At 65.3% G+C, this 22,965-nt stretch carries 19 protein-coding genes; 5 read left to right on the top strand and 14 right to left on the bottom strand.

The window, feature by feature from the left end:
* Complete coding sequence (locus ACIQU4_RS12050) at positions 1 to 2,862, bottom strand: hypothetical protein (protein ID WP_403728483.1); 2,862 nt, start codon at positions 2,860 to 2,862, stop codon at positions 1 to 3.
* Positions 2,863 to 2,879: 17 nt separating this feature from the next.
* On the bottom strand, positions 2,880 to 6,059 hold the full coding sequence (locus ACIQU4_RS12055) for a helicase-related protein (protein WP_403728484.1): 3,180 nt from the start codon (positions 6,057 to 6,059) through the stop codon (positions 2,880 to 2,882).
* 688 nt (positions 6,060 to 6,747) lie between these two features.
* On the opposite strand from ACIQU4_RS12055, the gene aspS reads away from it, so the two are divergent.
* Complete coding sequence (gene aspS, locus ACIQU4_RS12060) at positions 6,748 to 8,064, top strand: aspartate--tRNA(Asn) ligase (RefSeq protein ID WP_403728485.1); 1,317 nt, start codon at positions 6,748 to 6,750, stop codon at positions 8,062 to 8,064.
* 61 nt (positions 8,065 to 8,125) lie between these two features.
* Here aspS and ACIQU4_RS12065 read toward each other — a convergent pair whose 3' ends face one another.
* The 6 genes from ACIQU4_RS12065 to ACIQU4_RS12090 all read right to left on the bottom strand — a co-directional run bounded on the left by ACIQU4_RS12065 (position 8,126) and on the right by ACIQU4_RS12090 (position 12,114).
* Positions 8,126 to 8,908 carry a hypothetical protein gene (locus ACIQU4_RS12065; RefSeq protein WP_403728487.1) on the bottom strand — a complete coding sequence of 261 codons (783 nt, stop codon included), beginning with the start codon at positions 8,906 to 8,908 and terminating at the stop codon, positions 8,126 to 8,128.
* Between the two features lie 14 nt (positions 8,909 to 8,922).
* Positions 8,923 to 9,801, bottom strand: coding sequence for a radical SAM protein (locus ACIQU4_RS12070; RefSeq protein WP_403728489.1), 879 nt, complete (start codon positions 9,799 to 9,801; stop codon positions 8,923 to 8,925).
* Positions 9,798 to 11,099: a radical SAM protein gene (locus ACIQU4_RS12075; RefSeq protein ID WP_403728490.1), complete on the bottom strand. Its 1,302-nt coding sequence runs from the start codon at positions 11,097 to 11,099 to the stop codon at positions 9,798 to 9,800. The genes ACIQU4_RS12070 and ACIQU4_RS12075 overlap by 4 nt, the downstream gene beginning before the upstream one ends.
* A 4-nt stretch (positions 11,100 to 11,103) precedes the next feature.
* Positions 11,104 to 11,463: a hypothetical protein gene (locus ACIQU4_RS12080; RefSeq protein WP_403728492.1), complete on the bottom strand. Its 360-nt coding sequence runs from the start codon at positions 11,461 to 11,463 to the stop codon at positions 11,104 to 11,106.
* 172 nt (positions 11,464 to 11,635) lie between these two features.
* Complete coding sequence (locus ACIQU4_RS12085) at positions 11,636 to 11,902, bottom strand: hypothetical protein (RefSeq protein ID WP_403728494.1); 267 nt, start codon at positions 11,900 to 11,902, stop codon at positions 11,636 to 11,638.
* Positions 11,899 to 12,114 carry a hypothetical protein gene (locus tag ACIQU4_RS12090; RefSeq protein WP_403728496.1) on the bottom strand — a complete coding sequence of 72 codons (216 nt, stop codon included), beginning with the start codon at positions 12,112 to 12,114 and terminating at the stop codon, positions 11,899 to 11,901. Before ACIQU4_RS12090 ends, ACIQU4_RS12085 begins: the two co-directional genes overlap by 4 nt.
* 236 nt (positions 12,115 to 12,350) lie before the next feature.
* Between ACIQU4_RS12090 and ACIQU4_RS12095 the strand changes: the two genes are divergently transcribed.
* Positions 12,351 to 13,673 carry a DNA-binding protein gene (locus ACIQU4_RS12095; RefSeq protein WP_403728498.1) on the top strand — a complete coding sequence of 441 codons (1,323 nt, stop codon included), beginning with the start codon at positions 12,351 to 12,353 and terminating at the stop codon, positions 13,671 to 13,673.
* 20 nt (positions 13,674 to 13,693) lie between these two features.
* Here the strand turns inward: ACIQU4_RS12095 and ACIQU4_RS12100 are convergent, their stop codons facing one another.
* The 4 genes from ACIQU4_RS12100 to ACIQU4_RS12115 all read right to left on the bottom strand — a co-directional run bounded on the left by ACIQU4_RS12100 (position 13,694) and on the right by ACIQU4_RS12115 (position 19,192).
* Complete coding sequence (locus ACIQU4_RS12100) at positions 13,694 to 14,716, bottom strand: NAD-dependent epimerase/dehydratase family protein (protein ID WP_403728500.1); 1,023 nt, start codon at positions 14,714 to 14,716, stop codon at positions 13,694 to 13,696.
* A gap of 326 nt (positions 14,717 to 15,042) precedes the next feature.
* Complete coding sequence (locus ACIQU4_RS12105) at positions 15,043 to 15,390, bottom strand: hypothetical protein (RefSeq protein ID WP_403728501.1); 348 nt, start codon at positions 15,388 to 15,390, stop codon at positions 15,043 to 15,045.
* Positions 15,387 to 16,880, bottom strand: coding sequence for a hypothetical protein (locus ACIQU4_RS12110; protein ID WP_403728503.1), 1,494 nt, complete (start codon positions 16,878 to 16,880; stop codon positions 15,387 to 15,389). The genes ACIQU4_RS12105 and ACIQU4_RS12110 overlap by 4 nt, the downstream gene beginning before the upstream one ends.
* A 632-nt stretch (positions 16,881 to 17,512) precedes the next feature.
* Positions 17,513 to 19,192 carry a protein kinase gene (locus ACIQU4_RS12115; RefSeq protein WP_403728504.1) on the bottom strand — a complete coding sequence of 560 codons (1,680 nt, stop codon included), beginning with the start codon at positions 19,190 to 19,192 and terminating at the stop codon, positions 17,513 to 17,515.
* A gap of 517 nt (positions 19,193 to 19,709) precedes the next feature.
* Here ACIQU4_RS12115 and ACIQU4_RS12120 point away from each other — a divergent pair.
* Entirely contained in the window at positions 19,710 to 20,414 is a 705-nt protein-coding gene (locus ACIQU4_RS12120) for a nucleotidyltransferase domain-containing protein (RefSeq protein WP_403728506.1), read from the top strand.
* Positions 20,415 to 20,728: 314 nt separating this feature from the next.
* Here ACIQU4_RS12120 and ACIQU4_RS12125 read toward each other — a convergent pair whose 3' ends face one another.
* Positions 20,729 to 21,187, bottom strand: coding sequence for an NUDIX domain-containing protein (locus ACIQU4_RS12125; RefSeq protein ID WP_403728556.1), 459 nt, complete (start codon positions 21,185 to 21,187; stop codon positions 20,729 to 20,731).
* Between the two features lie 118 nt (positions 21,188 to 21,305).
* Here ACIQU4_RS12125 and ACIQU4_RS12130 point away from each other — a divergent pair, with 118 nt between their 5' ends.
* Complete coding sequence (locus ACIQU4_RS12130) at positions 21,306 to 21,503, top strand: hypothetical protein (protein WP_403728508.1); 198 nt, start codon at positions 21,306 to 21,308, stop codon at positions 21,501 to 21,503.
* Positions 21,504 to 21,664: 161 nt separating this feature from the next.
* On the opposite strand, the gene ACIQU4_RS12135 is transcribed toward ACIQU4_RS12130, so the two are convergent.
* The gene (locus tag ACIQU4_RS12135; RefSeq protein WP_403728510.1) at positions 21,665 to 22,384 is read right to left on the bottom strand and encodes a hypothetical protein; all 720 of its coding nucleotides are present in this window, start codon (positions 22,382 to 22,384) and stop codon (positions 21,665 to 21,667) included.
* A gap of 184 nt (positions 22,385 to 22,568) precedes the next feature.
* On the opposite strand from ACIQU4_RS12135, the gene ACIQU4_RS12140 reads away from it, so the two are divergent.
* The gene (locus tag ACIQU4_RS12140) at positions 22,569 to 22,745 is read left to right on the top strand and encodes a helix-turn-helix domain-containing protein (RefSeq protein ID WP_403728512.1); all 177 of its coding nucleotides are present in this window, start codon (positions 22,569 to 22,571) and stop codon (positions 22,743 to 22,745) included.
* Positions 22,746 to 22,965: the final 220 nt, after the last annotated feature.

Genomic DNA, 22,965 nt, shown 5'->3' on the forward strand with positions numbered 1-22,965 from the left:
CTAGAAGAGGCTGGTCTGGTTGCGGCTGTGCGGCACAGCGGCTGGTGCTGTCGGCGTGATCGCGGCGGACGCCTGCACCGTGCCGCGATTCCGTTTGATGGCGGCGAGGGCGACCGCAACGGGGTCCGAACCGGGAAGTTTGGCAGCTACCCAGTCGACAACCGCCCACAGATGTGCGTCCGTCGGTGACAATTCCGCGTCAGCAACAACCGCTGCAACAGCCTCAGTGCCTGACGACCACCGGGCCGCCATCGCCCGGATCACCTCGTACACGCTCGATGAAGGTGTGACCTTCTCAGGAGCGTCGTGACGCAGTCGGTACCCCGCCTTGGTCTCCAGGAGAATCGGGCCACGCAGATCCTCAAGACGCAGGTCGTCTGACTGGGCAAAGAACCGAGCTTCCCCCTTCGGTACGTCTGCGCGCCCATAAAGCTCATGCCAGAAGACTGCGAGGCGTGTGTGTGGGTCGAATGTCTCCAAAGGCAGTTCATCAAGCCTCAAAGCGACTGCGTCCCGCACCGCGCGACGCGCCAGAGTCATGTAGTGCTCAAGCGGGACCTGCTCGCCACTTGGGGTGATAACCCGCTCATAGCGACCCACAATTGCGAGCGCCGCCCCGTATGAGGCCATGAGTTGGTCCTCTAGCGCAAGGCCGTCGATGTCCCAACCTCGGCAGCGGGCCTTGACGTCAGCGACCACGTCCGCGTCGACTTGTGCCGCGATTCCGATAGGCCGGCGGCTTGGTGCGACACGGGCACCGATCGACACGGTGACTGAGATCGTGGCCACGCCCGTGACCGCGGTCTCAGTCCTCGAAGGCCACGACGACGTTACAACGAACCCGGCATCTGTCAGCGCAGTGAGCAACCTCTTCCAAGCTTCGGGGTCCGCGTGTCCAAAGATCACCGTCAGGTGTCCATCAGACTTGAGAACGCGTCGCGCCTCTGTGAACGATCTGGCCAGCATAGACTCGTAGCGAACTTCGCTCGACCGATGGTCACCGGCCCCCTTGGCTCCCCGCCCCTTCACGATGATCTCTTCGGCTTTGTCTTGCAGTCCGTCAGGCCCGTCTGCATTGCCGTCAAAGAGCTCCGGCATTGCCTTCCCCAAGGCGCGCTTAAACCACACGTAGAAGAGATCCGACGAATCTGCGTAGGCGATCATGTCGTAATAGGGAGGGTCGCACACTAGGGCGTCCACAGTTCCATCTCGGTACGGGAGTGCCACAGCGGATGCCCGCCTAAACCTCCCCGGACGGCCAGCCGCGTCCGTCTCATCGAGGATTTTCTTCAGTGCGTTAATCAAACTCATCGACACTGAAGACCATGTACCAGGGCCCTCCCCAGGCCCCGCTTCAATGTAGTCGAATTGATGCTTAATGACAGATTGGGAAGAGAAAATGTGATCGATCTGAACGCGGTTCTGCTCAGATCCATTAGGCCTCCCATGCGCCCTAGAACTTGCACCTCTGGTGCTATGTTTCACTTGGCGCATGATGTTGCTTGCCGCATACCCTGCAAGAGCAGCCGCATATTCGGCCGAAACAATCTCAGAGAGTTCAGCATGGAGTTCCGAGATGACCCGTGCGGTGGTGGCGAATAGCAAGGATTGACGACTGTTCATGAGGGAGCCATAGGTCAAGTACCCGTAGCCGCTACCTCGCACATTGTCCCTGTTCCCCGCGGGGATGCGCTCATCAGGAACGGCGCTCAAATTGAAAATGTTCTCAAAAGTAGCAGTGTCGGCCAGCCGCACCGCCTCTATTTCGTCATGCCTCGGCACGCGAAAGATCTTCTGCTTGCTGTCTTCATCCACTTCACCAACGGCCACCATGACGTCTACATACTGACCGGCGAATCCCTTCGCCTTGACGACATCGAGAGTATGAATGTGCCCACAGGACTGGAATGGGCAACGCGCAGACTTTCCGCGCTTACCTTCAGGTGAACTGAAGGGAGGATTTTGTTCGGCTCGCCCAGAGTGGATCTCAACCCTCCACATATCGCCGTCGGCCAGAAGGCGAACGGCTTGACCCTCGTCTCCTGTGCGCGTGTAAGGGTGACGTAGCGTCATTGTGCCAAGAAGTGGGAAGCGGCGCCGGCACCCATCACAAGGAATGGTCACCGCCCACAGATAGGCCCATGGCAACGCCTTGCCCAAACTGGGATTCCGCGGGTAGTACTGCGCGACCCGGCTTTGAACCCTCTTCCCCACCTCGGCCAGAACCGCACGTACGTCTACCAGCAAGCGAGGCTCATCATCAGGCAGCGCAAGGCCATCAATCGGCAACGGCGAATCGTCGGGATCATGAGAGCCCCCAGCCCCCTCAGGGGCGAGTGACTCTCCACCCGATGAGGCGGCGAAAGGAAGTGGCGGCTCATCGGACCAATCCTTGAGCGGAAACTCAGCTAGGAGTCGGCCTGCAAGAGTGGCCACGGGAGAGAGATCGGTCCCGACAGCCGTGGCACCCAATCGAGCAGCCTCAAGCGGGATGATCCCTCGCCCTGAAAACATGTCCAACACCACTGGAGCCTTGCCTGGGTACTGGACCCCGATCCGCTCCCGCAATCGCGCCATCGCACCGCCGTCGCCGACCTGTACAGCGAGTCTGATATCGGTTCGGTTTTCGGGCGTATCTGCCAACAACGCGCAGACGACTGCAGCTCGAGCTTGTGCGATTGGTCGCGAAGCGAACCAGGTGAATAGAGCCTTCTCGCTCCGGCCAGAGCCTGCCGGCGTTGTGACGGCTGCATCAACCTCGGCGCAGGGGAACCATGTGTCAATCATGCGTGCCGTCGAGTCTGGTACCGAACCTGCAGGCGCCTTGGCGGCGGCACGATCGGTACCCGTCGTCGCGTTCACGACAGAGCCAGTAGTCACTACTGGTCTCCAATCAGTCTGTTGAGCTCAGAGAGCGGAATCTGAAAGCGTTCGACGCGCCGGTGCCTACTCAGGGCGGCGGCGGGGTCCTGCTGCCGCAGGACGACGGATGGGCGAGCCGCGCAGGTAATGACGACGTAGAGCCAGTAGGCATCCGTGCGCTGCTGGGCCTGCGCCCACTCGTTCTGTTCGAGCCAGATGGCCCTTAGGGGACCGCTCTGCCCCTTCACCTCGATGAGCCGTTGTTCTCGGGTTACTCGGTGGCGGGCATACAGGTCGTAGCCCAATCCGGAGCTTTGCCGGTCATCGACGTCGTAACCCAGACGTTCGAGCTCGGTGACAACGGTGGTGATGGCAACTTGTTCTGCGTCCGGGTCGTACCCCAACGTCTCGACCCGCGCTCCACCAGTGACGCTCACCCAGCCGACCAGCCGTACGGAGCTTGCACTCACGCCGGCGATGTCTTCGAGCACAGCCTCCCGCGACGACTTCGCCACGGCGAACTGCTCGAGCAGAGAGCGGCGCTCGTCGAGAGGGCGGTCTGCGATCGACTCCTCGAATCGGTATTGCGTGGCGTCCAGTTGAGAACGGGCAGCAGCAATCCAGGCTCTGCGCTCCTGGATCAGGGCTTCAACCTGGCCGCGCAGGGTTTCCCGGGCAGCCTCATGGGCATCGTGGCGAACTGCGGGCGGCAGAGAATCGGGGCCTCCTGGAGCCGGGTCCTCGGCGGCTGGTGCGCGCAGCTTCATGAGCGAGTCCCAGGCAACAGGTATCGCCTGACCAAGAGAGCACCGGATGAGCAACGGAGCCTTGCGGATGATCCTGGTACGGCCGTCGTGAACCTGGATGTCAGCATCAAACAAGGTCAGCACGTACGAAGTCAGCGAACCGCTGTCAACCAGCGTCGACCCGCGGACCAGATCCGCTTCGCCGAGGGAGAGCGCGTGTGCCACAAGCTCCTGAAAAGGCTCCTCTGTAGGACCGAGCACGATCACATCGTCTAGGCCTGCGGCGCCGTCGTTGATCGCCTGCCGCACCGAGTCACCAGCCGCAGCCACATATGCCTGCCACATACCGCCCAACGCTTGGGGTAATGGTGCGATGGTTGCGGCCACTTCCCGAATACCCTTGGCTGGTCCCGGCCCTACCCGCCAACTCTCGGTGCGAGCAACCTGCTCCACCATCGCCTCGACGATGATCGGGTTAATGGCCTCCAGCCGGTCTGCTGCAAACCGCTCCAAGGCTTCGGAGACGTTGGCTGGTGTGGCCAGACTCCGCTCCTCGGCGACGAGCGCCTGGGCCGAAGCGATCAGTGTCTGCGTGTCAGGAACGACAACCTCTCGGCCAGCCTGAGCATCCAGCATGGCTTTGCCCCAGTCGAAGCCAGCGCGATCGGCCGTAGCATCCAGAAGGTCGTAGACCTTGCCTTCCAGAGACTTTCCCGCAATCTCAAGGTTGGTCAGCATCACCTGCTGGACGCGCCCCTCCCTCGTGTGCGGAGCCACCAGGTGATAGACGTAAACGAGATTCTCTTGTCCGATTCGATGGAGTCGGCCCATTCGCTGCTCAAGACGGACCATCGACCAAGGTAGGTCCCAGTCGACCATGACGTGAGCGGACTGGAGATCGATCCCCTCACCACCGGCATCAGTGGATACCAGGACTTGGAAGTCCCCTGCCAGGAAGTCTTCCTGCAGTACGTCGCGGGCTGTGTGGTCGACGGATCCTTCAAGGATTCTCGAGCTGAAGCCCGCTTCCTCGAAGCGCGCCTGGAGCCATCGCGCAGTGTCGGAGAACTCGCTGAAGACGAGTAGCTGGCCCTCGCCTTGACGAAGTCCGTGACGTTCCATTAGCTGCATCAAGTGCGACCACTTCGCTGGCGCTTGCGCGGCTTCAGCACGGCTCAACGTTTCGAGGATGGCAGCGACTTCTGAGAGCTCACGAGGCTTGTCCTTGGTTCGCGCGGACACGAGCGCCGTCTCTGCTCGCGCCCATGCTTCGTCGTCATCTGCCGCAGCACCGAGACCGTCCGCGGTAATGAGTCCCTCCGGGGGGACTGGCTGGGAGCGTTCGTGGGCAGCGCCCAGCAGAGCTGCCTGACGGCGGCGCAGCGTCGCAGCAATGGCGGACAGAGACGACGCAGCTCGCTTGCCGTAGATCGAGCGTGCCAACGTCGCGGAGTCCGCGTAGAAGGTCTCTACGTAGTCCATGACCGCGTCGTACACGGCTGATTCATACGGGTTCAGATCCACCGAAATGGTTTCGGAGAACCGTTGCTTGAACAGCTTCGACCCGTCGTGTCCGACCAGGTCTTCCTTCATGCGGCGCAGGAACGACAGCTTCGAAGGAATGAGCGACGTTTCGTAGTCAGTCTTGCGCGGCTCCCACGGGTACAGCGTGGGGTCGAGCAGGTTCATCAAGGCGCGGAAGTAGTGCTCTTTGCCGCGATGCGGCGTTGCCGTCATGAGTAGTAAGTGGTGGGAGCAGTCGCCGACCTGGCGCGCCGCGGCGAGGAACTGACTGGTCGGAGTGAGTCGGTGGGCCTCGTCAAAGATCGCGAGGGACCAGGAGCTGTGTGAGCCGGCTACCTTCCGGCGCACCTCACCGTTATGGGTGAAGAGGTCCAGCGAGACGAGCCAGGTGTCATAGCGAGGATCCAGATCGGCCGGGTCTGCTGCGACGGATGCAGTGATGCGCTTGGCGGTTACCCCGAAGAGGCGCTGGAGGTCTCGCTCCCACTTCGTGACCAAGTGCGCAGGCACGATGATCACGGCACGGCCTTGTATAAGGCCGACGCGACGCCCCTCGGTTAAGTACATGCCAGCCATGATCGTCTTGCCGGTGCCGGGCTCGTCACCGAGCAGAAACCGAAGACGCGGCTGAGTGAGCATGTGCCCGTGGACGGCTTCGTCCTGGTGGGCGAACGGCTTAAGGGGGCGAGTTGCCAGCACTGCGGACCGAATACGAGGTACTGCGTGCTGCATCCAGCGGCCCCATAAGCCAGTCAGGGCCCTGTCTGGATCGCCGCCTCGATCATTGACCGGGATCAGGCCGGCCTCTAGCTGGGAGGCAGTCAGCAGGACGCGTTGGGGAGCCCCAATTGCGTCTACCACGAAGAGCTCAACAGTGCCGTCACCGGCATGGTCAGCATCGCGAACGGTGACCAGTGCGCCGTCCACGCGCACCTGTCGACCCTTCTCGGGTAATGCGACTGCCACGTTCCCCCCAAGCGCCGTTCGAACGTCAGGCCACTACGTTCGGCGACCTGCCCCCACGACGAGCGCCCTGACCAGGGAGAGCCTAGCCGCGACTGCCTGGTTGCGTACCTGTTCCAGTCGAGCTTGATCGCCGAGATGTCGCGACTCGTCCCGTTACTTCATAGATACCGATCACATTTGATGCGTGGTGCAGGCGGGGCACTGTGATGACGCCCTTCAGCAAGACGGCTGAAAGGGTAAGGCGGGCCAGTACCCGGAAGCCGTTGCCGGCCGTCAGTGCGCCTATGCGGACCTGTCCGTGATCATGCACGCGATCCAGTCAAGTCTTGCGCCATCCCCGTGATTGCGTTGCAGGAGTCTGATGGGGTCCCTATCCTCGTGGGCAACGCGTCGACGGAGACGAGTAACCACGGACTATGCGAGCAGAGAGAGCCGCCGGCAGCTGTGAAGGCGGACTCGCACCCGTGGTGAAGACCCTCCCGAGCGCGGGGAGGAAAGGCCCCCAGGCCCAATGCCCCGCCGGTTTGCCCCCGTCATCGGGCTGAATGAGGCCGCCGCTTTCTGGCGGTGGCAAAGGCGTGGTGGCACCGCGAGTACCCTTCTCGCCCACGCTTCCAAGGGATCATGACGACGCCCCTGGAGGGCTGCGATGATCCACACGACTAGCCGCGTACTGGCTTCTGACCTACGCGCACACCTCGACCAGACCGTCACCGTCTCCGGCTGGGTGAACGCACTCCGGCTGCAGCGCAAGATGCAGTTCGTCATCCTGCGGGACCACTCCGGCATGGCCCAGGTGACCCACAAGCGCGACGGCGGCCCCCTCGAAGCCGTCATCGAATCGCTCACCCCCGAGTCCGCCGTCCGAATCACCGGTCGTGTCGTAGAGGCGGCCCAGGTCAACCTGGGTGGCCTGGAGATCGTCCCCGAGACGGTGGAGGTGCTGAACCGGGCGGAGACGCCGCTGCCGATCGACGAGCACACCGGCCCCGAGCACCGGCTCGACTGGCGGTTCCTCGACGTACGCAAGCGGGCCACTGCGCAGATGGTGTTCGCCGCGCAGACGACGCTGGAGCAGGGGCTGCGCGAGTACGCCATGCAGAACGGCTGCACGGAGATGCACACGCCGAAGCTGATGGGCACCGCGTCGGAGTCCGGAGCTGAGGTGTTCAAGCTCGGGTACTTCGACCGGTCGGCCTACCTCGCGCAGTCGCCGCAGTTCTACAAGCAGATGGCCGTGGCTGCGGGCATCGACCGGGTCTTCGAGATCGGGCCCGTGTTCCGTGCAGAGCCGTCGTACACCTCCCGGCACGCGACCGAGTTCACCGGCGTGGACGTCGAGCTGTCGTGGATCGACGACGTCGAGGACGTGATGGCGTTCGAGGAGCGGATGCTCGCTCACTCCATCGCGAAGGTCGCAGAGGTCCACGGTGAGGCGATCCGGGAGCTCTTCGGTATCGAGGTCGTGGTACCGGAGACTCCGTTCCCCAGGATCGCGATGGCCGAGGCACAGGAGATCCTGCGGGCCGGCGGCTGGGACCCCGAAGGCGTCAAGGAGGACCTGGACCCGGAAGGTGAGCGCACCATCGCCGCCCACATGAAGGAGCTCACGGGCCACGAGTTCGTGTTCATCACGCACTACCCGGCCAGCATCCGGCCCTTCTACCACATGCGTCCGGCGGACCGGCCGGACCTGACGCTCAGCTTCGACCTGCTCTGGAAGGGCCTGGAGATCACCACCGGGGCCCAGCGAGAGCACCGCTCCGACGCGCTGCTCAAGCAGGCGGCGGAGAAGGGCTTGGACACCGAGCCGATGCAGGACTACATGAACATCTTCCGGTTCGGGTGCCCGCCGCACGGCGGCCTCGGCGCCGGCCTCGGCCGGATCCTGATGGTCATGCTCGGCCTCGACTCGATCCGCGAGGCCGCGTTCCTGTTCCGGGGACCGAACCGCCTCACCCCCTGAGTCAGGGGTAGACACGCCTCTGCCCCACCGCCAGCCTGGCGGTGGGGCAGCAAGGGTTCGCTCAGTACCGGGTGTGGCCCAGGTCGAGGGTCCACGCCTCGGCGGGGTTCTTGTCCCAGTGGTCGCGCAGGGCCAATTCGCGTTCGGTGTACCGGCCACGGCGGCACAGGCCGCCGTGGGAGAGGGTGACGCTGAGCGCGAGCGGCGACTCGGTGGTGACCCAGTGCGGCGTCAGGGCGTGGCTCCACAGCTGGTCGCCCGGCTGCATCGCCACCGACTGCCGGTCCGTCTCGGCGTGCGGCGGGGGATCCTCGGCCGTGGTTTCTCCGAGGACCGCGGCTTCGGGCGCCAGGTGCTTGTCGGGGTTGTGGTAGCTGTGGAAGGTCTTGACCCCTTGGACCTGCCAGACCAAGCCGTGTGAGTTGTCGTTGTGGTAGGTCGAGGCCGCGCCTTCGGTGGACAGGAACAGGATCGGTGCGCACCGCTGCCACGTGAATCCCTGCGCCGAGAGGTAGGTGCGCCAGGGCGCCATGACCTCTTCCTGGAAGCCGGCCAGCAGTTCGCCATAGAACCGGGCAAGGTTGAAGTGCACCAGGCGGAATGGCCACGTGGCGATCTCCTCGACCGGGGCCGTGCGGAACGCGGCTGTGCGCTCCATGCGCACAGCCCAGTCGTCCTCTCCGAGGACCGTGAATCGCACCTCGTCATCCCGGCGGATGTGGTCGAGGATGGTGATCGCGGGCAGGAACAGGTAGTCGAACGGGACCTGCATGCGGAAGTTCGGTGGCTGCCTCCAGTGGGTGCTGAAGTCGTGAGGGTCGGTGACGGAGACCGACGGTTGCACGTGAACCCCCAGGGTCAGGCCGCCGCGCAGTCGCGGGACGTAGGGCGGCAGATGGCGGCGCAGTCGGGTACGACGCGGTCCGTGGCCTGCGCGTCGAGGAAGGCTCTGATCTCAGTACGTGGGGCATGAACACTGATCTCGGATGCGCCATAGGGGCAGCGCCGCACCTCACCCTTGGCGGACACATAGAGGGTTGCCGACCGGCACGGGTGGCTCTCCTCCTCGGACAGCTGCATCCGCCGAAGATCGTCGAGGTAGGACCGGTATCCGTTGGACAGGAGGAAGTACTGACCGAGTGCCGCAGTATCGCGCGCCCTCTGCCTCAGGGAATCCTGGACCGATCGGCTCTCCCGGCTCAGGGCGTCTTCCGAGAGGAGAACCGGGCTCAGCTGGACGTCGATGCCCGTTCCCGCCACGAGGCCGGCGAGCTGCGCGACTTCCTCGTCGTCCACATCCCAGTAGGTCAGGTGCAGGACTTTCGACGGGGTGTCCACGGCATCCAGTGTCGCGACAGCCGAGGCCGCGCTCCGGGTAGTGCGGCCGAGCGTCATCGCGCCCTGCGAGTCCGCAGAGACGGTCACGTTGGTCAACAGGTGACCAATCTCCGCGAGGGCGGTGACTTCAGCCTCCGAGCGGGCTGAGGTCACCATGGACACCGTCATGCCGAACTGGAGGGCCAGGCGCACGAGCTGCCTGAGGTCCGGGTGGTGGGTGGGCTCACCACCGGTCAGACACACGCCCTCCACCCCGGCCTCCTTCAGCCGAGACAGGGCACGCGTGTACGTCGCGGTGGTGAGGAAGCCGCGGGCGCGGTCGGCCCGGAAGCAGAAGCTGCACGCGACCTCGCAGTGGCCGGCCGTCGAGACCAGCGCCGTACGGGCGGGGGCGCTCATTGCACCCCCGTGTTGTCCCACACCGCGATGGCCACGGTGCTGGTGTAGAAGGCGCACATCTGCGGGTCTGGGGTGCTGCCGCCGATGAGCGCCTGCTCGTTGCGGGACGGACCGCCGCAGATGGCCAGCGCCGGGCAGTCACCGCACTCGGGAAGCGGCGCGACCTTCTTCGTCGCCCTTGTGAGGAGGCTGGGGTCCGACCGCAGGTCGTCGAGCGTGTGGAGGAACGAGGGCTCGGTGAAGTTGATGTCGCACACGCTGATCCGGTTGCCAGGCAGCAAGGCAGCGTTGAGGCTGCGGTCGCCCTGCATGTGGTCGAACAGCATCGGCCGGCGGGTGTCGAGGGCCTGGAAGGCTCGGTCGAGGACGGAGAACAGCATCCCGCCCTTCCCGAGCGCGGTCAGGCGGGCCTCGTAGAGCTCGCGGGCCAGGTCGGCGCCGTTCACCCGCCACTCGCCCCCGGTGGGGATCGGCGTGTTGACGTAGATGAACTTGAGGCCGAGGTCGTCGATGATCCACTGCACGCTCTCGGCCAGGCGCCCGATGTTCGACGCCGTGGGGGTGAGGTTGCAGCCGACGTGCAGGCCCTTCGCCTCGACCAAGCGCCGGACGTTGCGGCGGATCCGGTCGTCCGCGGGCTGGCCGCCGAGGAGCAGCCGGTTCGCCGAGTTGATCCCCGGAGGGCCGTCGATGGAGATGCCCACCCCGTACTCGCGCTGCACGAAGTGGTCGAGGGCCTCATCCGTCAGGCGGGCGCCGTTGGTGACGACCGTGCGCCGGACCCGCGCTACGCCGTGGCGGGCCGCGAGGGTGTCGGCGAGTCCGTCGCCGTACTGCATGAGGTCGAAGCGGATGGTCGGCTCGCCGCCGAACCACTGGATCGAGACCTCCTCCTGCCCCGCATTCTGCTCGAACAGGAACTCAAGGCCGGCGGCGAGCTCCTGCTCCGTCATGTCCGGCTTGCCGCTGTTGGTTTCGACGAAGCAGTAGGTGCAGGCCATGTTGCAGCGGTCGGTGAGCACCACTCGGAGGCCGCTGATCCTGCGCGGTGTCGGGTCGATGCCCAGGGTGTGGAGGCGGTGATGGAGTGCTTCACGGCGGTCGGCCGCGGGGCCGTCCTGGGTGAAGCCGAGCCCGGCGAGGGCTAAGTGCGTCGCGGTCGGGGGGACCCCGGCGAGGTCAGAGACCTCGCCGGGGTCGAGAAGCACACTCTCCAGCGTGACCGGGTCGAGGAGGACAGCCTCGCCGTCGCGGTCGTACTGGAAGTATTTCCCCCACAGCACCTGGGGAGTGGCCACTGGGTCAGGCCGCCGTTTCCTCTTCGGCGATGCCCAGCTCGGCCATGACGGCGCGGACCTTGTCCTCGGCGTTGGCCTGGAGCCGGGCGGAGGCCGCGGGGGAGCCGCCGTCGGAGAGGACGATCACACCGGGGAGCGTCGGGTTCGGCGCGATGACCGTGAGACCGGCCGGCTCGGTGCTGATGACCATGACGGCGCCCTCCAGGTTGACCCAGTCGGTGCGGTCCTTCAGCGCCTCGAGGATGCGGCCCTGCTTGTCGCGGAAGGAAGCGCGCTCCCCCATCCACACGCCCGCCTTGGACTTGGAGTCCACGACGTCCGCGTAGATCAGGTGGTTCTGCTTCTCTCGCCTGGGCTTCGGCATGACTGATCTCCTTGATGGGAGGGTAAAACTGCCCGGGTTGGGCAGCTCTGATTCGCTCCGGCAGCAGCCGGCTTGGTGCTGTAGGACATTGCGGATTCACACCCGGCGCCTTGGGGGCGCCGTTCCCCTCCCATTGGCCGACTACGTGGTCGGCTATGGGAGGGAAGCTTGTTCAGCCCTTGCCTGTGGGCAACTTGGAGGCGATCGGCTGTAGGGACTGGAGGGTGCCCGGATCGGCAGTCCACTCCCGTCCTGAGTCGTCCAGCGGGCGCATGTGCGCCACCCTTTTGACCACCCTGTTGCTGATCTTCGAGGCGTAGATCAGGACGGTGCCCACAGTTCCGCGCCGCCCGCTGGACGGTTGCGCGACTTCGCGGCCGAGGAGCTGGTGACCGAGGTCCTCCGTGACCCAGAGGTTCGCATCCGTGCTCGTGATCACTGGGCGCCTCCGAGGTCGAGGAAGGCGTCGAACTGAGCGGAGCTCCACCTGACGGGATCGCCCTGCGCGGTGCGGAACGCCTCGGCGGCCCGGGGCAGACTGCGGAGTACCGACGGGGAGCTCGCGTCCGTCTCGGTGTACGGGGCCACGGCTGCCGCGTATTGCGTACTGGTCTCGCCGGGGGTTCGGCGGGGAAGCCGGGGGCTGCTCACGGTCCGCTCCCTTTCACTGGGCTCTTCGGGGTGGCGTAAGAGTCCCCCTGGTGGGGGTGTCACGACCACGACGCGGCGGGTGTCATCTGGTGCTCGCCAGGGTGAGCGGGGTGTCATGGGGATGGCGCTGTCATGTCATCTGTGCGGATTCCATTGCGCGGTGTGGGCGTTGACGGGTAGGCAACGAAGAGGAGCGGGGCGGTGTGGCCCGTCTCCGGACAGTGAGGGAGCGACCGATGCACGAGCCGGCGACGTTGCTGTGGCTGTTAGTCCAGCAGCGGCAGTGGCGGTACAGGGACTTCGTCACGGCCTTCGAGCGGGCAGCCACACAGGCTGGCGTGCTGGGTCTGACGGTGTCGGAGGCTCAGTTCCGGCGGTGGACATCAGGCCGGGTCAAGACGCTGCCCGGGCCGGACATGTGCCGGGCGCTGGAGCAGTTATTCGACGTGGACGCTGCAGCGTTATTCGGGCCTCCGCCTGCGCTGTCAGCCCCGGTTTCGGGCGCTCCCATTGCGTACAACCTCGAAGGTGACATTGCTATGACCGCACGTGACGCCGCTGATGAAGCGGGGGCTGCCGCCGCGCAGTCTGTATCCGATACCACCGTTGACCAGCTCCGCGACGACGCCCTGTCGCTTGCCCGCTCGTATGGCGCCGTGAGCGCGTTCGACGTGTTCCGGCGAGCGAAGGTTCTGCGTTCGGAGGCGGAGCACCAGCGGGGGCTCACACAGGTGCCCGCTCAGCAACAGGACTTGCTGATTGTGGCGGGGCAGGCGTGCGCGTTGCTTTCGACCGCCGCGTTTGACCTCGGTGCCTTGGATGACGCAGCCCGCCTCGCCCGGTCAGCGGCTCTGTACGGGGAGATGGCTCGGTTCGATCCGCTGCGGGCTTACGCGACTGGGTCCTTGGCGATCTGCGCCTACTTCACGGGTCGGCCCTCGGAGGCCGTACGGCAGGCGCGGACGGCGCTGTCATACGCAGGGCTGGGCGACACGGCCCGGCGACGGCTGCTCTCCATTGAGGCCCGTGCTCACGGGCACCTCGGAGACCGGGAGCGGGCAACCCGGGCTCTCGTCGCGTCGACGCGGCAGGACAGCGGTGAGCGGGACGAGCTGCACGACGACGTGGGCGGTGAGTTCGCCTTCAACGAGGAAAGGCTGCTCATGTCCAACGGCACCACGGCCCTCCTCGTCGGTGACGGGGCGGGGGCGGAGACGACGGCGCAGCGCGCGTTGGGTCTCGTCGCGTCGCGGCCGCCAGCTCGGCAGTCAGCATCGGTACGCGGGAAGGCGTCGGCCGACCTTGCCGCCGCGCAGGTTCTCCGGGGTGATCTGGACGCCGCGGCTGTGACACTGGAGACGGTGTGGGCGATCCCGGCGGAACAGCGTGTGGCGGGCCTGCTGGAACGAACCGGGACCCTGCGGCGGGCGTTGACTGGCCCCGTGTTCCAGGGGGCGCAAAAGGCCATCACGCTCGGCGAGCAGATCGAGGAGTTCGGGCGACTGTCGGCACCGAGGCAGTGGGGCACCGGGGGCCGGCTCCTCGCCATCGAACCCTGACCCCGGTGCCACCCCAGCTCCTACCGGTGGCCGAGGGAGGCGAGGATCTTGGCCTCTTTGCCCGCCTCCACGCCGTGCTCCGACCACCTCGGGTGTTCGACCGGTCGCCCGTCCGCCTGCATCCACGCCCAGGTGTCGGCGATGGTTTCAGCGAGCGGACGACAGCGAAGGCCAGATGAAACGGCTAGGGAGGCGTCGACGGACCACACCCCGGCATGGGTACGCCACAGAGGGAGCTCCGTCCACTGCTTGACGCCGTGAGCGGTGAGCGTCGAAGCGTCGGCCCACACCGGGCGGCCGGCGCCGCCGGTGACCGCGAGGCACGTGGAGATAAAATCAGCCCAGCTGACGCCTTCCGGATGGGCGACGTTGAACGCCCGGCCGGGGATGTCTGCGGCGGCTTGGTCAACGGCGAAGGCGGCGACATCGCGCACGTCCACGGGCTGGATCGTCTGTGAGGCCGGCGCCGGGACGACGATCGGGCCGCCGCGTTGTGCACGGGCAAGCCACCAGGGGAGGCGGCCGACGTACTCGCCGGGGCCCAGGATCACCCCAGGCCGCAAGAACACGACGTCATCTCCGAAGGCGGCCCGCACCGCGGCCTCTCCGCCCGCCTTCTGGAACCCGTACTTCGTCGGGCTGCCTTCGGGGCCGGTGTGCCCGAATGATTCATCGGCGTCCGGTGGGCACTCCAGCAGCGGGGAGTCCTCGGTGAGCGGCTGGTGGGGCCAGCCCTGATAGACGGACACCGTGGAGAGATGAACCCACCGGGCAGCGACAGGTCGCAGGACATCGGCGGCGAGGAGCACATCACGGGGCGGGAACTCGCTGCTGGAGGTGTCGATCACGGCATCCCAAGGCCCATGTGTGGCGAGCCGCTTCAAGTCCTCGGGGCTGGTCCGGTCTCCCCGGACAGTGTCGGCGCCCTCGACCGCACCGGAGCGGCCGCGGTTGAACGCCGTCACCTCCCACCCGCGTCGTAGCGCGTCGTCCACGATTGCTCGGCCGAGGAACCAGGTGCCGCCCATCACGAGAATCCGCATGAGGACGACCCTGCCACGAACCGCCATGCGGCACCATCCTGGCTGTCTCAAAGCTACGGCGCCAAGGCGTGATGGGGTGGCCATCCCGCGAAGCCGCCGGCCTTGGAGGCAGGGAACGTCGCATGTACACCTGTACGGAAGAGTGGTGAATGCTCCATTGGCTCCCAGCGGCATGTTGGATGGGATGTGGTTCTGGCACAGCATCCGGAAGCGCGGTCAAACCCTTCTGGAGTTAGCGTTCGAGTTGACCAATTGAATGTGCTGTCCTACGGGCAGCCGTACCCTGGGGCTACAGGGTGGGTTGCGCCGTCGGCCGCAGATAGGGCTCACTCCGTCCCGGTCGCTGCGGAGTCTCTGCACAGGGCACCAATCCCGCGCTTGATCAGGATCGCTGCCAGTACTGTGGCGCTCGCGTGCCCGAGACCGATCTGCATGATGATGTCGACGACGGTCGCAAGTTCCACGAGCCCGTCATTGGTCTGCAGGGGGTGGCGACCAACTTCCGCACACAGTTCGTCACGATGACGCTCTGTCCACTCCCGCACCCAACGACGACTCCGTTCGAGCGCGGCACGCAACTCCCTGCCGGATAGGTGTTCTTTGGACCCGTACAAAATGGAGTCCAACTCTACCAGCAATTCTTCCTCGGTCGCGTTCTCCCAGTCGGTCATCATGATCGCCTTTCACAAGTTTCAGAACAACTACCTGCGTAGACACCCGAGAGATAGATTGCGGTAGCGTATCCCTCTTGGCGATTTGTTTTGATGAGCGGAGCGAGCGCCGAACTTTCAAATAGCCACGCAATGAGGTCGTAGATCCGAACCGGGGAAGAGACATCTTCCATAGCCTCCCTTCCGTCCTCTCCGATCCCTAGAATGTCGCAGAAGCGCGACGTGTATGAACCGATTCCATCGGAGGAGCGGAGCCTCAGCGTATCGATGGACTCCACCAGTGATGGGAAGACGGTCGGTGCGGAATTGATCTGCTGCCGCAGAAGGCTCAGCCCGATGTCTCCCTTGCCAATGGCAAACGGAAGATCACCGAAGCGGGCGAGATCGATTGCTTGGTGCACGGGACCAATTGCTGCGATGCGTCCGCGCTTGACCAGGTAGTGGAGCGCATCCCAGCCTTGAGACGAGACGGGACCCTTATAGGAGGCGACCTCCCGGAGAAAGTCGATGCGTGCCGGATTGATCCGAGGGCTACTCGCAACTCGGCAAAGTGGCGTGACCATCTTAAGGCGTTCTGTGATCTCCACTCCGAGGCGTGGCAACCTTGCATGTGATCCGACCTCAAGAGCACTGAGTGCGCTGAGCGCCAAGCGAGAACCCTCAGCCTCAAGCCACTTGTCAGGTTGGCTGGACGCCATCAGCGCGACTGCTATCGCATCGGCCGTTGTTTCTGAACGAGGATCTGTCAGAGCGTTGTCGGCGAGCCAACCGCGGAGTTGTGGCGTGGTGTCGAGTTCGTCGATCAATCGATGTGCAAGCTCGTGGGCAAGGATGAAACTGTGAGCCGCATACCCCTGCATCGCGCCAGGCGTGTAGAGGTACCTCAGCCTTGTGGCCTCCTTGGCAACTAGGTAGGCGCCACCGTCGGTGAGGTTCTCCTGTATGAGCGCATAGCGGACCAAGGCAGCTCTGATGTCGTCCGGGGACGCGCTTATACCCTGATTTTGGAGGGCAGCGAGATCGTCAGCACGGAAGAAGTCATTGAACGTGAGCATCGCGAAGAATTCGACGAACTGATAGAGGCGGTCGGAGTAGCGCACAAGGAAGCTGTGGTCCGGCTCCGAGGTCACTCCGGCGTCCGCTACGTCGTTGAGTGAGTAGACCAGGTGTGCGAGTCTTCCTATTTCAACTCCGAATTTCTGGCGGGCTGCGATGTGGTGACTCTGGAGCATGAGGTTCAGTTGTCGACTCCGGGTTTCGGAGACAGCGAACTGGCGTGCGAAAGGGATGAGATGGGGCCTCAGGCTGCTCGGCACACGGTCTCTAAAGTAGGCGTGAGCCAGATTCCGTTCAGTGGAGGTTGGCTCACCGGAAAGGAGATCGCGTGCACGACTTGTGGCCAGCTTGCCGCTGGCCAGGCCCGCGCGATATGCCTCATCCGCGAGCGAGTTGAGCTCTCGCGCCTTTCTCCGCTTGATGTACTTGCGGACCACAGCTTACTCCTGCGGATATTCGGAAGGTATGCAGGCGCCGCCACCCGATTGCGCCGAATAATTGATTCCTCTTTGCTGTCCTCGGAATATGGCCCTGTTCAACAACAACACGACGAGATGGGACTCGCATCTGGATCTTGCACCTACGTAACAGCCGAGCTCCGACCGGACTCCTCCCGGTCGACAGGGCCGCCATGCGAAGCACCGTCCCAACACCGCTCACGTCCGCCAAGTGAAGGGTTCCGACCGCCGGATGCTGTTGGTGATCTCGCAGGGGTCCATGGACGTCGTGCCGTTACGCCTGTGCGGGATGGCGGAGTCGTAGCCGATGGGCGTGCTCTCGTACTTCCCTCGGCCGGCAGCCTGGCTTGGTAGCTGTTGCGTGACCAGCGACCGCCAGAACTCGATGGGGGCTCGCGCCGAAGATCACCAACAGTATCCAGAAGTTGAGCCAGAACCGACCTGAGCCAGTACCGCTACTCGCGTACAAAGCCACTCCGGGCGTGGGGGCGTGCCCACCCCGGTCCGCGGTGACACCGCCTGCGTGCGACAGGCGTGCGAGGCATCGCAGCGCCAGCTCGGGTTCCGAAGATGGGGACAACGTCGAAACGGCTGCCTGGTCAAGCGGTGGCCTACTGGTAGGCGGCCTTGATGGGAGTGTTGATGGTGGTGTTTGCCTGCTCTGCCCGGTAGGCGGCGCTCCAGAGAGGGCGGTCTTGGTCGGGGTCTCCGTACACGCTTCCGCCGCCGTCGCAGAAGTAGTTGAGGCGCTGGCCGGCGAGCGAGTCGGTGGCACCCCCGGCGAATGCGCACGTCTTGCCGTTGGCGAGCTCGATGATCAAGGGGGTGGGGACGGGGCCGCCCGGGATGTGGAAGTTGTTGCCGGGGAGTGTTTCGGTGAGGGTCAGGCGCCGCATGAGGTTCGGGTCGGCTCCCATGCACAGAAGCACCGGATGCTCCGGACCCACGTCCGGAGCGAAGCAAGGGTCGAGGATGGTGCTGTCGGCTGAACAGCGCCAGGCGTCTGTGCGCTGGGTCTTGGTTGAGCTGCTCCAGCACGCCCCGACCAGGTCCTCGGTGACCGTGATTCCCTTGGCGGGGGCGCTGCCGCCGACGGCCCATGGAGCGATGGAGTGGACTTCGGTTCGGGTCAGCCGCGGAATGGAGGGGGCTGGAGTCGGGCTCGGCTTGTCCGCGACAGCGGTGGGTGCGGTGACGCTGTTCGACGGCTCTGGAGCAGGCGGCCGGTCGTCGTCCCTGGCCAAAGGGGCGGATGTGGTGGCGCCGGCAGACGGCTCCGTCGGTGAAGCATCATGCGGGAGGAGACTGAGGAGCACAGCGCCGAGAGCACCGACGGATGCCGCGCTCGCGATGAAGGCCCCGCGGCGCACCCAGATTCCGCGTCTGGTCGGCCGGCGCTTGGTGTCTGTGCTCCAGGCCGGGTCTTCGACGGTGGGAATGCGCCACTGTGTGGCGATCAGCTCGTGGACCGCTGTCTGCTGCTCTGGGGCGGGGATGATCTGAGTTGCCGCGCTGCCGAGTAGGTCGGAAGTGACCCCGGCGAGGTCCTTGGCGGGCGGGCGCTGGGAGGGCTTCTTGGCCAGACAGGCCGCGAGCACTCCCCGGAGCTCTTGAGGTACGCCTTCGAGGTCGGGTTCCTCACCCAGCACTCGGTACGCGACCACGTCTGGGGCTCCCGTCCCGAACACAGGGCGGCCGGTGGCGGCGTAGGCGACGAGCGCGCCCCAGGCGAACACGTCTCCCAGGCTGTCCGTAGTGCCCTCTCGGTACTGCTCTGGACTGATCCAGCCCGGAGTGCCGGTCGTGACGCCAGTGCGGGTGACTGCGGTTCCGTCTGTCACGTGGGCGATGCCGAAGTCGAGAACGCGGGGGCCGTGTGGGGAGAGGATCACGTTGGCTGGCTTGAGGTCGCGGTGCACGACCTTGGCGGCATGCACTGCGGCCAGCGCGGCCGCTGTCCCGGCCGCGAACAGGTTCAGCTGGACGCCGGACAATGGGCCCTGCGCAACCAGGTGCTCGTGCAGGGTGGGACCCGGTACGTACTCGGTAACCAGCCACGGGATGTCGGCGGTCGGATCTGCGTCGATGAAGGGGACCAAGCACGGCCCGGAGACTCGACGGAGCACCGCCGCCTCGCGGTGGAACCGGGCGCGGAACTGAGGATCAGCGGCGAACTGAGGGTGCACCGCCTTGAGCGCAACCCTGCGGGCCTGGTCATCCAATGCTGCGTACACCGTGCCCATGCCGCCTGAGCCGAGACGGCCGATGAGCCTGTACGAGGCGATCTGCACCGGGTCGCCGGGAAGGAGCGGGCTGATCACAGAGCTCAAGGCAGATCCCCAACGATTGAGCACGGAGGCGGGTCACGCGGTACCGTCCGAACGGTAGCGGGCAACTCAATCCCCATCGCAACCGCGGTGCCGGCTCTGATGGTCATTCGGCATGCTGAGGCGGAACGATGGGGCGACGCTTCGGTCTACGGAGGCAGCGTTCCGGAGCCGACCTGGCTGGCGGAGATGCTCGCCGATTACTGGGACCTGCGGCAAGCAGGCCACCGGGTGTGGAGGGGCGGATGGGCCGGTCAGGACCGCCAGGTGGCTCCCATGACCGACCCCCCTCCGCGGCTGTCTCTGAGTTCAGCAGACTCGAGGCAATACCCGCGGAGGTTGGCCGACACTTTCGGCGACACGATAAGCCTCCGTACACGCCCCGTCGATGGGCTCACCGTTGGTAAGGCGTCGCATCCGCGGGTACTCAGGGAACTGGAATCCGCGTGCACATCCTGGCCTGGATACCGATAGTGGCTGCATGGACCCGGTTGTCGTGGCACGCATCGTTGTTGAGGAACGTCATCCTGCTGCTCGGGCAGCGTTTCTGGGTGGCAGCGTCGTGACAGAGCGCCGCACCTCGATGTCTGACCTTGACATCGTGGTGTTGCTGCATGGAGCTCCGGCCCCGTATCGCGAGAGCTTCCAGCATGGCGACTGGCCGGTTGAGATGTTCGTGCATACGGAGAAGACCTGGCACGAATTCGTTGAGCGGGAGATGCGCAAGCGCCGGTCACCGCTGCTGTGGATGTGTGCAGACGGGGTGCTGCTCTTCGATGAGGACGGACTTGGTGAACGGCTTGCCGCTGAAGCCAAGCAGATGGTTGCCGTGGGTCTTCCCGCTGTGCCGGTCGAGGAGATTGAGGACTACCGCTATGCGATGTCCGATCTCCTGGACGATCTTGCGGGGAGCGTCGACGGGGGCGAGCGGCTGTTCATCGTGACGGAACTGGCGAGGCGGACCGGGGAGCTGGCCCTGGCCCTCGACGGGGCCTGGAGCGGAGGGGGGAAGTGGCTGGCCCGTCGCCTTGAGACGGCTGTGCCTGGACTCAGTGCGCGTCTGCACAGTGCGGTCCGTGCGGCCTTGGATGGGCACAGCGAGGCCTTGATCGGTGTGGTGGACGAGGTACTCGTTCAGGCCGGCGGGCGGTTGTGGGCCGGGTACCGTCGCGGCGGAGCGGCGTGACGGTGACGCTCCGCCGCGTGGCCCGAAGGGCACCTCGCCCCTTGGAGCTTTGGCCGCGACCGACGCACCTTCTTGCGCGGCCGTGCTCGAAGGCTCCGGACCGCTCGTCGTAGCTGTGGAGGAGCAGCCCAGGCAGCTCGGCAGGAGTGGACTGCTCGAACACCACGTGGCGTGCCCCTCGTCTCCGGGCAGCGGAGTGGTGTTCGTGCACGGAGCCGAGCGGCTGGACGTTGGGGAAACGAGCGGCCAGCAGGCGTAAGTGGTGGTCTTGCCGACGTTGTCTGGGGCGTTGAGGCTGATGACCATGGCGGCGCTCAGGATGCGCGGATCGGCATGTCTAGGACGGACTTGATGGCCTCGACGTTGCTGGCCGCGAAGTGGGCCAGCTCCGGCGGCATCAGGTTGAGTTGCCGGATCGCTTTCGCCGTGAACGGCACGCGTACGACCTCATATCCGCCCCGCTCGGGCTTGTCGAACTCGGTGCCGGTACGTACCTTGATATCCATTTGGTCCAGGCGCGCGGCGAAGATGTGCTGGACACCGAGGCCGTTCTCCAGCGAGTCGGTGATCAGGTGCACGAGCTCGGCACGGCTGAGCTTGCCGCCGAGCTCCTCGAATACCTCTCGGTGCAGGGCGTCCTCGATGGTCACGTCGTCGGCCTCGACACCGCCGCCGACCGTCACCCAGTAGGGGTCCCGGCCGGGCTTGGTCCGCTTGATCAGTACGAGCTCGGCGCCGTCCAACAGGATGGCCCGTGCGTTTCGCTTGGTGATCACCTTGTTCTCGTTCCTCTCTGGGGTACCGTCTGCAGCCCTGCCGTGATGTTGTGGGGGGAACGCGCTTGCTGCCGCGGCGCTCGCGGACCGCGTCCGCCACGAGAGGCGCGCGGACTTGGCGAGCCGGGACGGCAAGCTGACGTCGCTGTTCTTCCTGTCGAAGATCGTCGACCCCCACGCCGACGAGGAGGACCTGCTGCTGGCGCCGGCGCGGAAGGAGGCCGCGCGCCTGGCGGCTGAGATCGATGCAGGTGCGGAGCCCGCAGGCTCTTGCTGCCAGATGCGGGCGTTTGCCTGGCCTTGGGCCGGTTGAAGGCCCGGCACGCGCCCGCTGGCTGTCAGGTTGTTGTGGACCAGGCTTCGACGAGCGAGCTCACTGAGGCGAACCGCGTCTGTGGATCTGTTGCTGTGGCTTGCTGGATCACGCCCAGTTGGCTGCGAGTGCCGCGCCATTGAGTCTCCTCGTCGCCAGCGTCAAGGAGGAGCCGCAGAGCTCTGCCGAGGTTGAACACGGTCGTCCGGACGTCGATGACCGAGCCTCGTACGAACTCCTCCGGCGCCATGTACCTGCACCGGCTTCACGCTCGTACGCGGGCTGACCGAGGCGGTGGCGAGAGAAGGCCGCCGCTGGGCAAGAGCTGCTGTCCCAGCTACTGAGGCGACCAGCCGGAGACTGAGTACGTCCTCGAACGCGCGGTAGGCGACGAGGTCGATCCTTCGGCCGATGACCTCCAGCGCGACGGCGCTGTGAGGCGTGAAGTCCCCTGCGATGCAGACGACCCGGGGGTTGCTCCAGTCGACTGCCCCAGCGGCCTCGTAGCCGAGCCGGTCTGCGACGAGGCGCTCGAACTCGTGGTGATTGTCCTCCAGCCACGCCAGGTACGACAGGGCCTGCGGGAGCAGCTCCTTGTCCCGGGTCCGCTTGTACTCGATGATCACGGGCGTCCCGTTCTTGTCCAGGCCAAGGGAGTCGATACGGCCTTGGTGACGTCCGGTGGGGTACTCGCTGGCTAGGAACCGGATGCCCAGCATCGTCTCCATGTTGGCTTCGATTAGAGCCTGCAGCTCCCTTTCCAGGGCAACGGCCGACCCCTGCATCTCCGTAGCCGTCCCGTCGTGAACACGAAAAGCTCTGAGATCACTCACCGGCATGCCCCTGTTCTCCTGACTCAGATCTAGGGAACCGAGAATCACTCGGCAGCCACCGTTATTCCCAGAACTCACTTACAACCTGCGGAAGTCGCGAGGCGGCCGGATCATAGCGTCGAGTCACGGCAGGGCCAAGCCTGTTCCGTCGTGAGAGTCATGGAGCAAGACCAGTGCCGGGATTTGCATTCCGGTCCTCAAGCTCCAGGGAGTTCCGATGGTGCCGCAGTTCATGGATGTGAGAGAGACCGCTCAGTACCTGAACATGTCGGTGCAGTGGGTGTACAGGGAAGCCCCTCGGGCGGGGCTCGCCGTCTACCGGTTCGGCGCCGGCCGGAACGCCAAGATCCAGTTCAAGGTGTCCGAGATCCAGGCCTGGGTCAAGCAGCAGAAGGTAGATACGGCATAGAGGGGTCGGTGCTGGAGGTGATCGCGTCGAGACCGACGCGATCAGGGCCCACCACGTGTTGGCGCTGGCATCGGGCACTTGTGTGCCCCCGGCAGGGGGCGGAGTCCGTCCGTAGGCGACCTAGCTGTATTGCCCAGTGAGGTTGGGGACGCGGCTGGCGGGTGGTTTGCCTGCGAGCGCGGTGTGTCCGCGGTGGTGATTGTAGGTGTGCAGCCACTGG

It is taken from the genome of Streptomyces sp. NPDC090741, from assembly GCF_044769045.1.
Classification (GTDB): Bacteria; Actinomycetota; Actinomycetes; order Streptomycetales; family Streptomycetaceae; genus Streptomyces.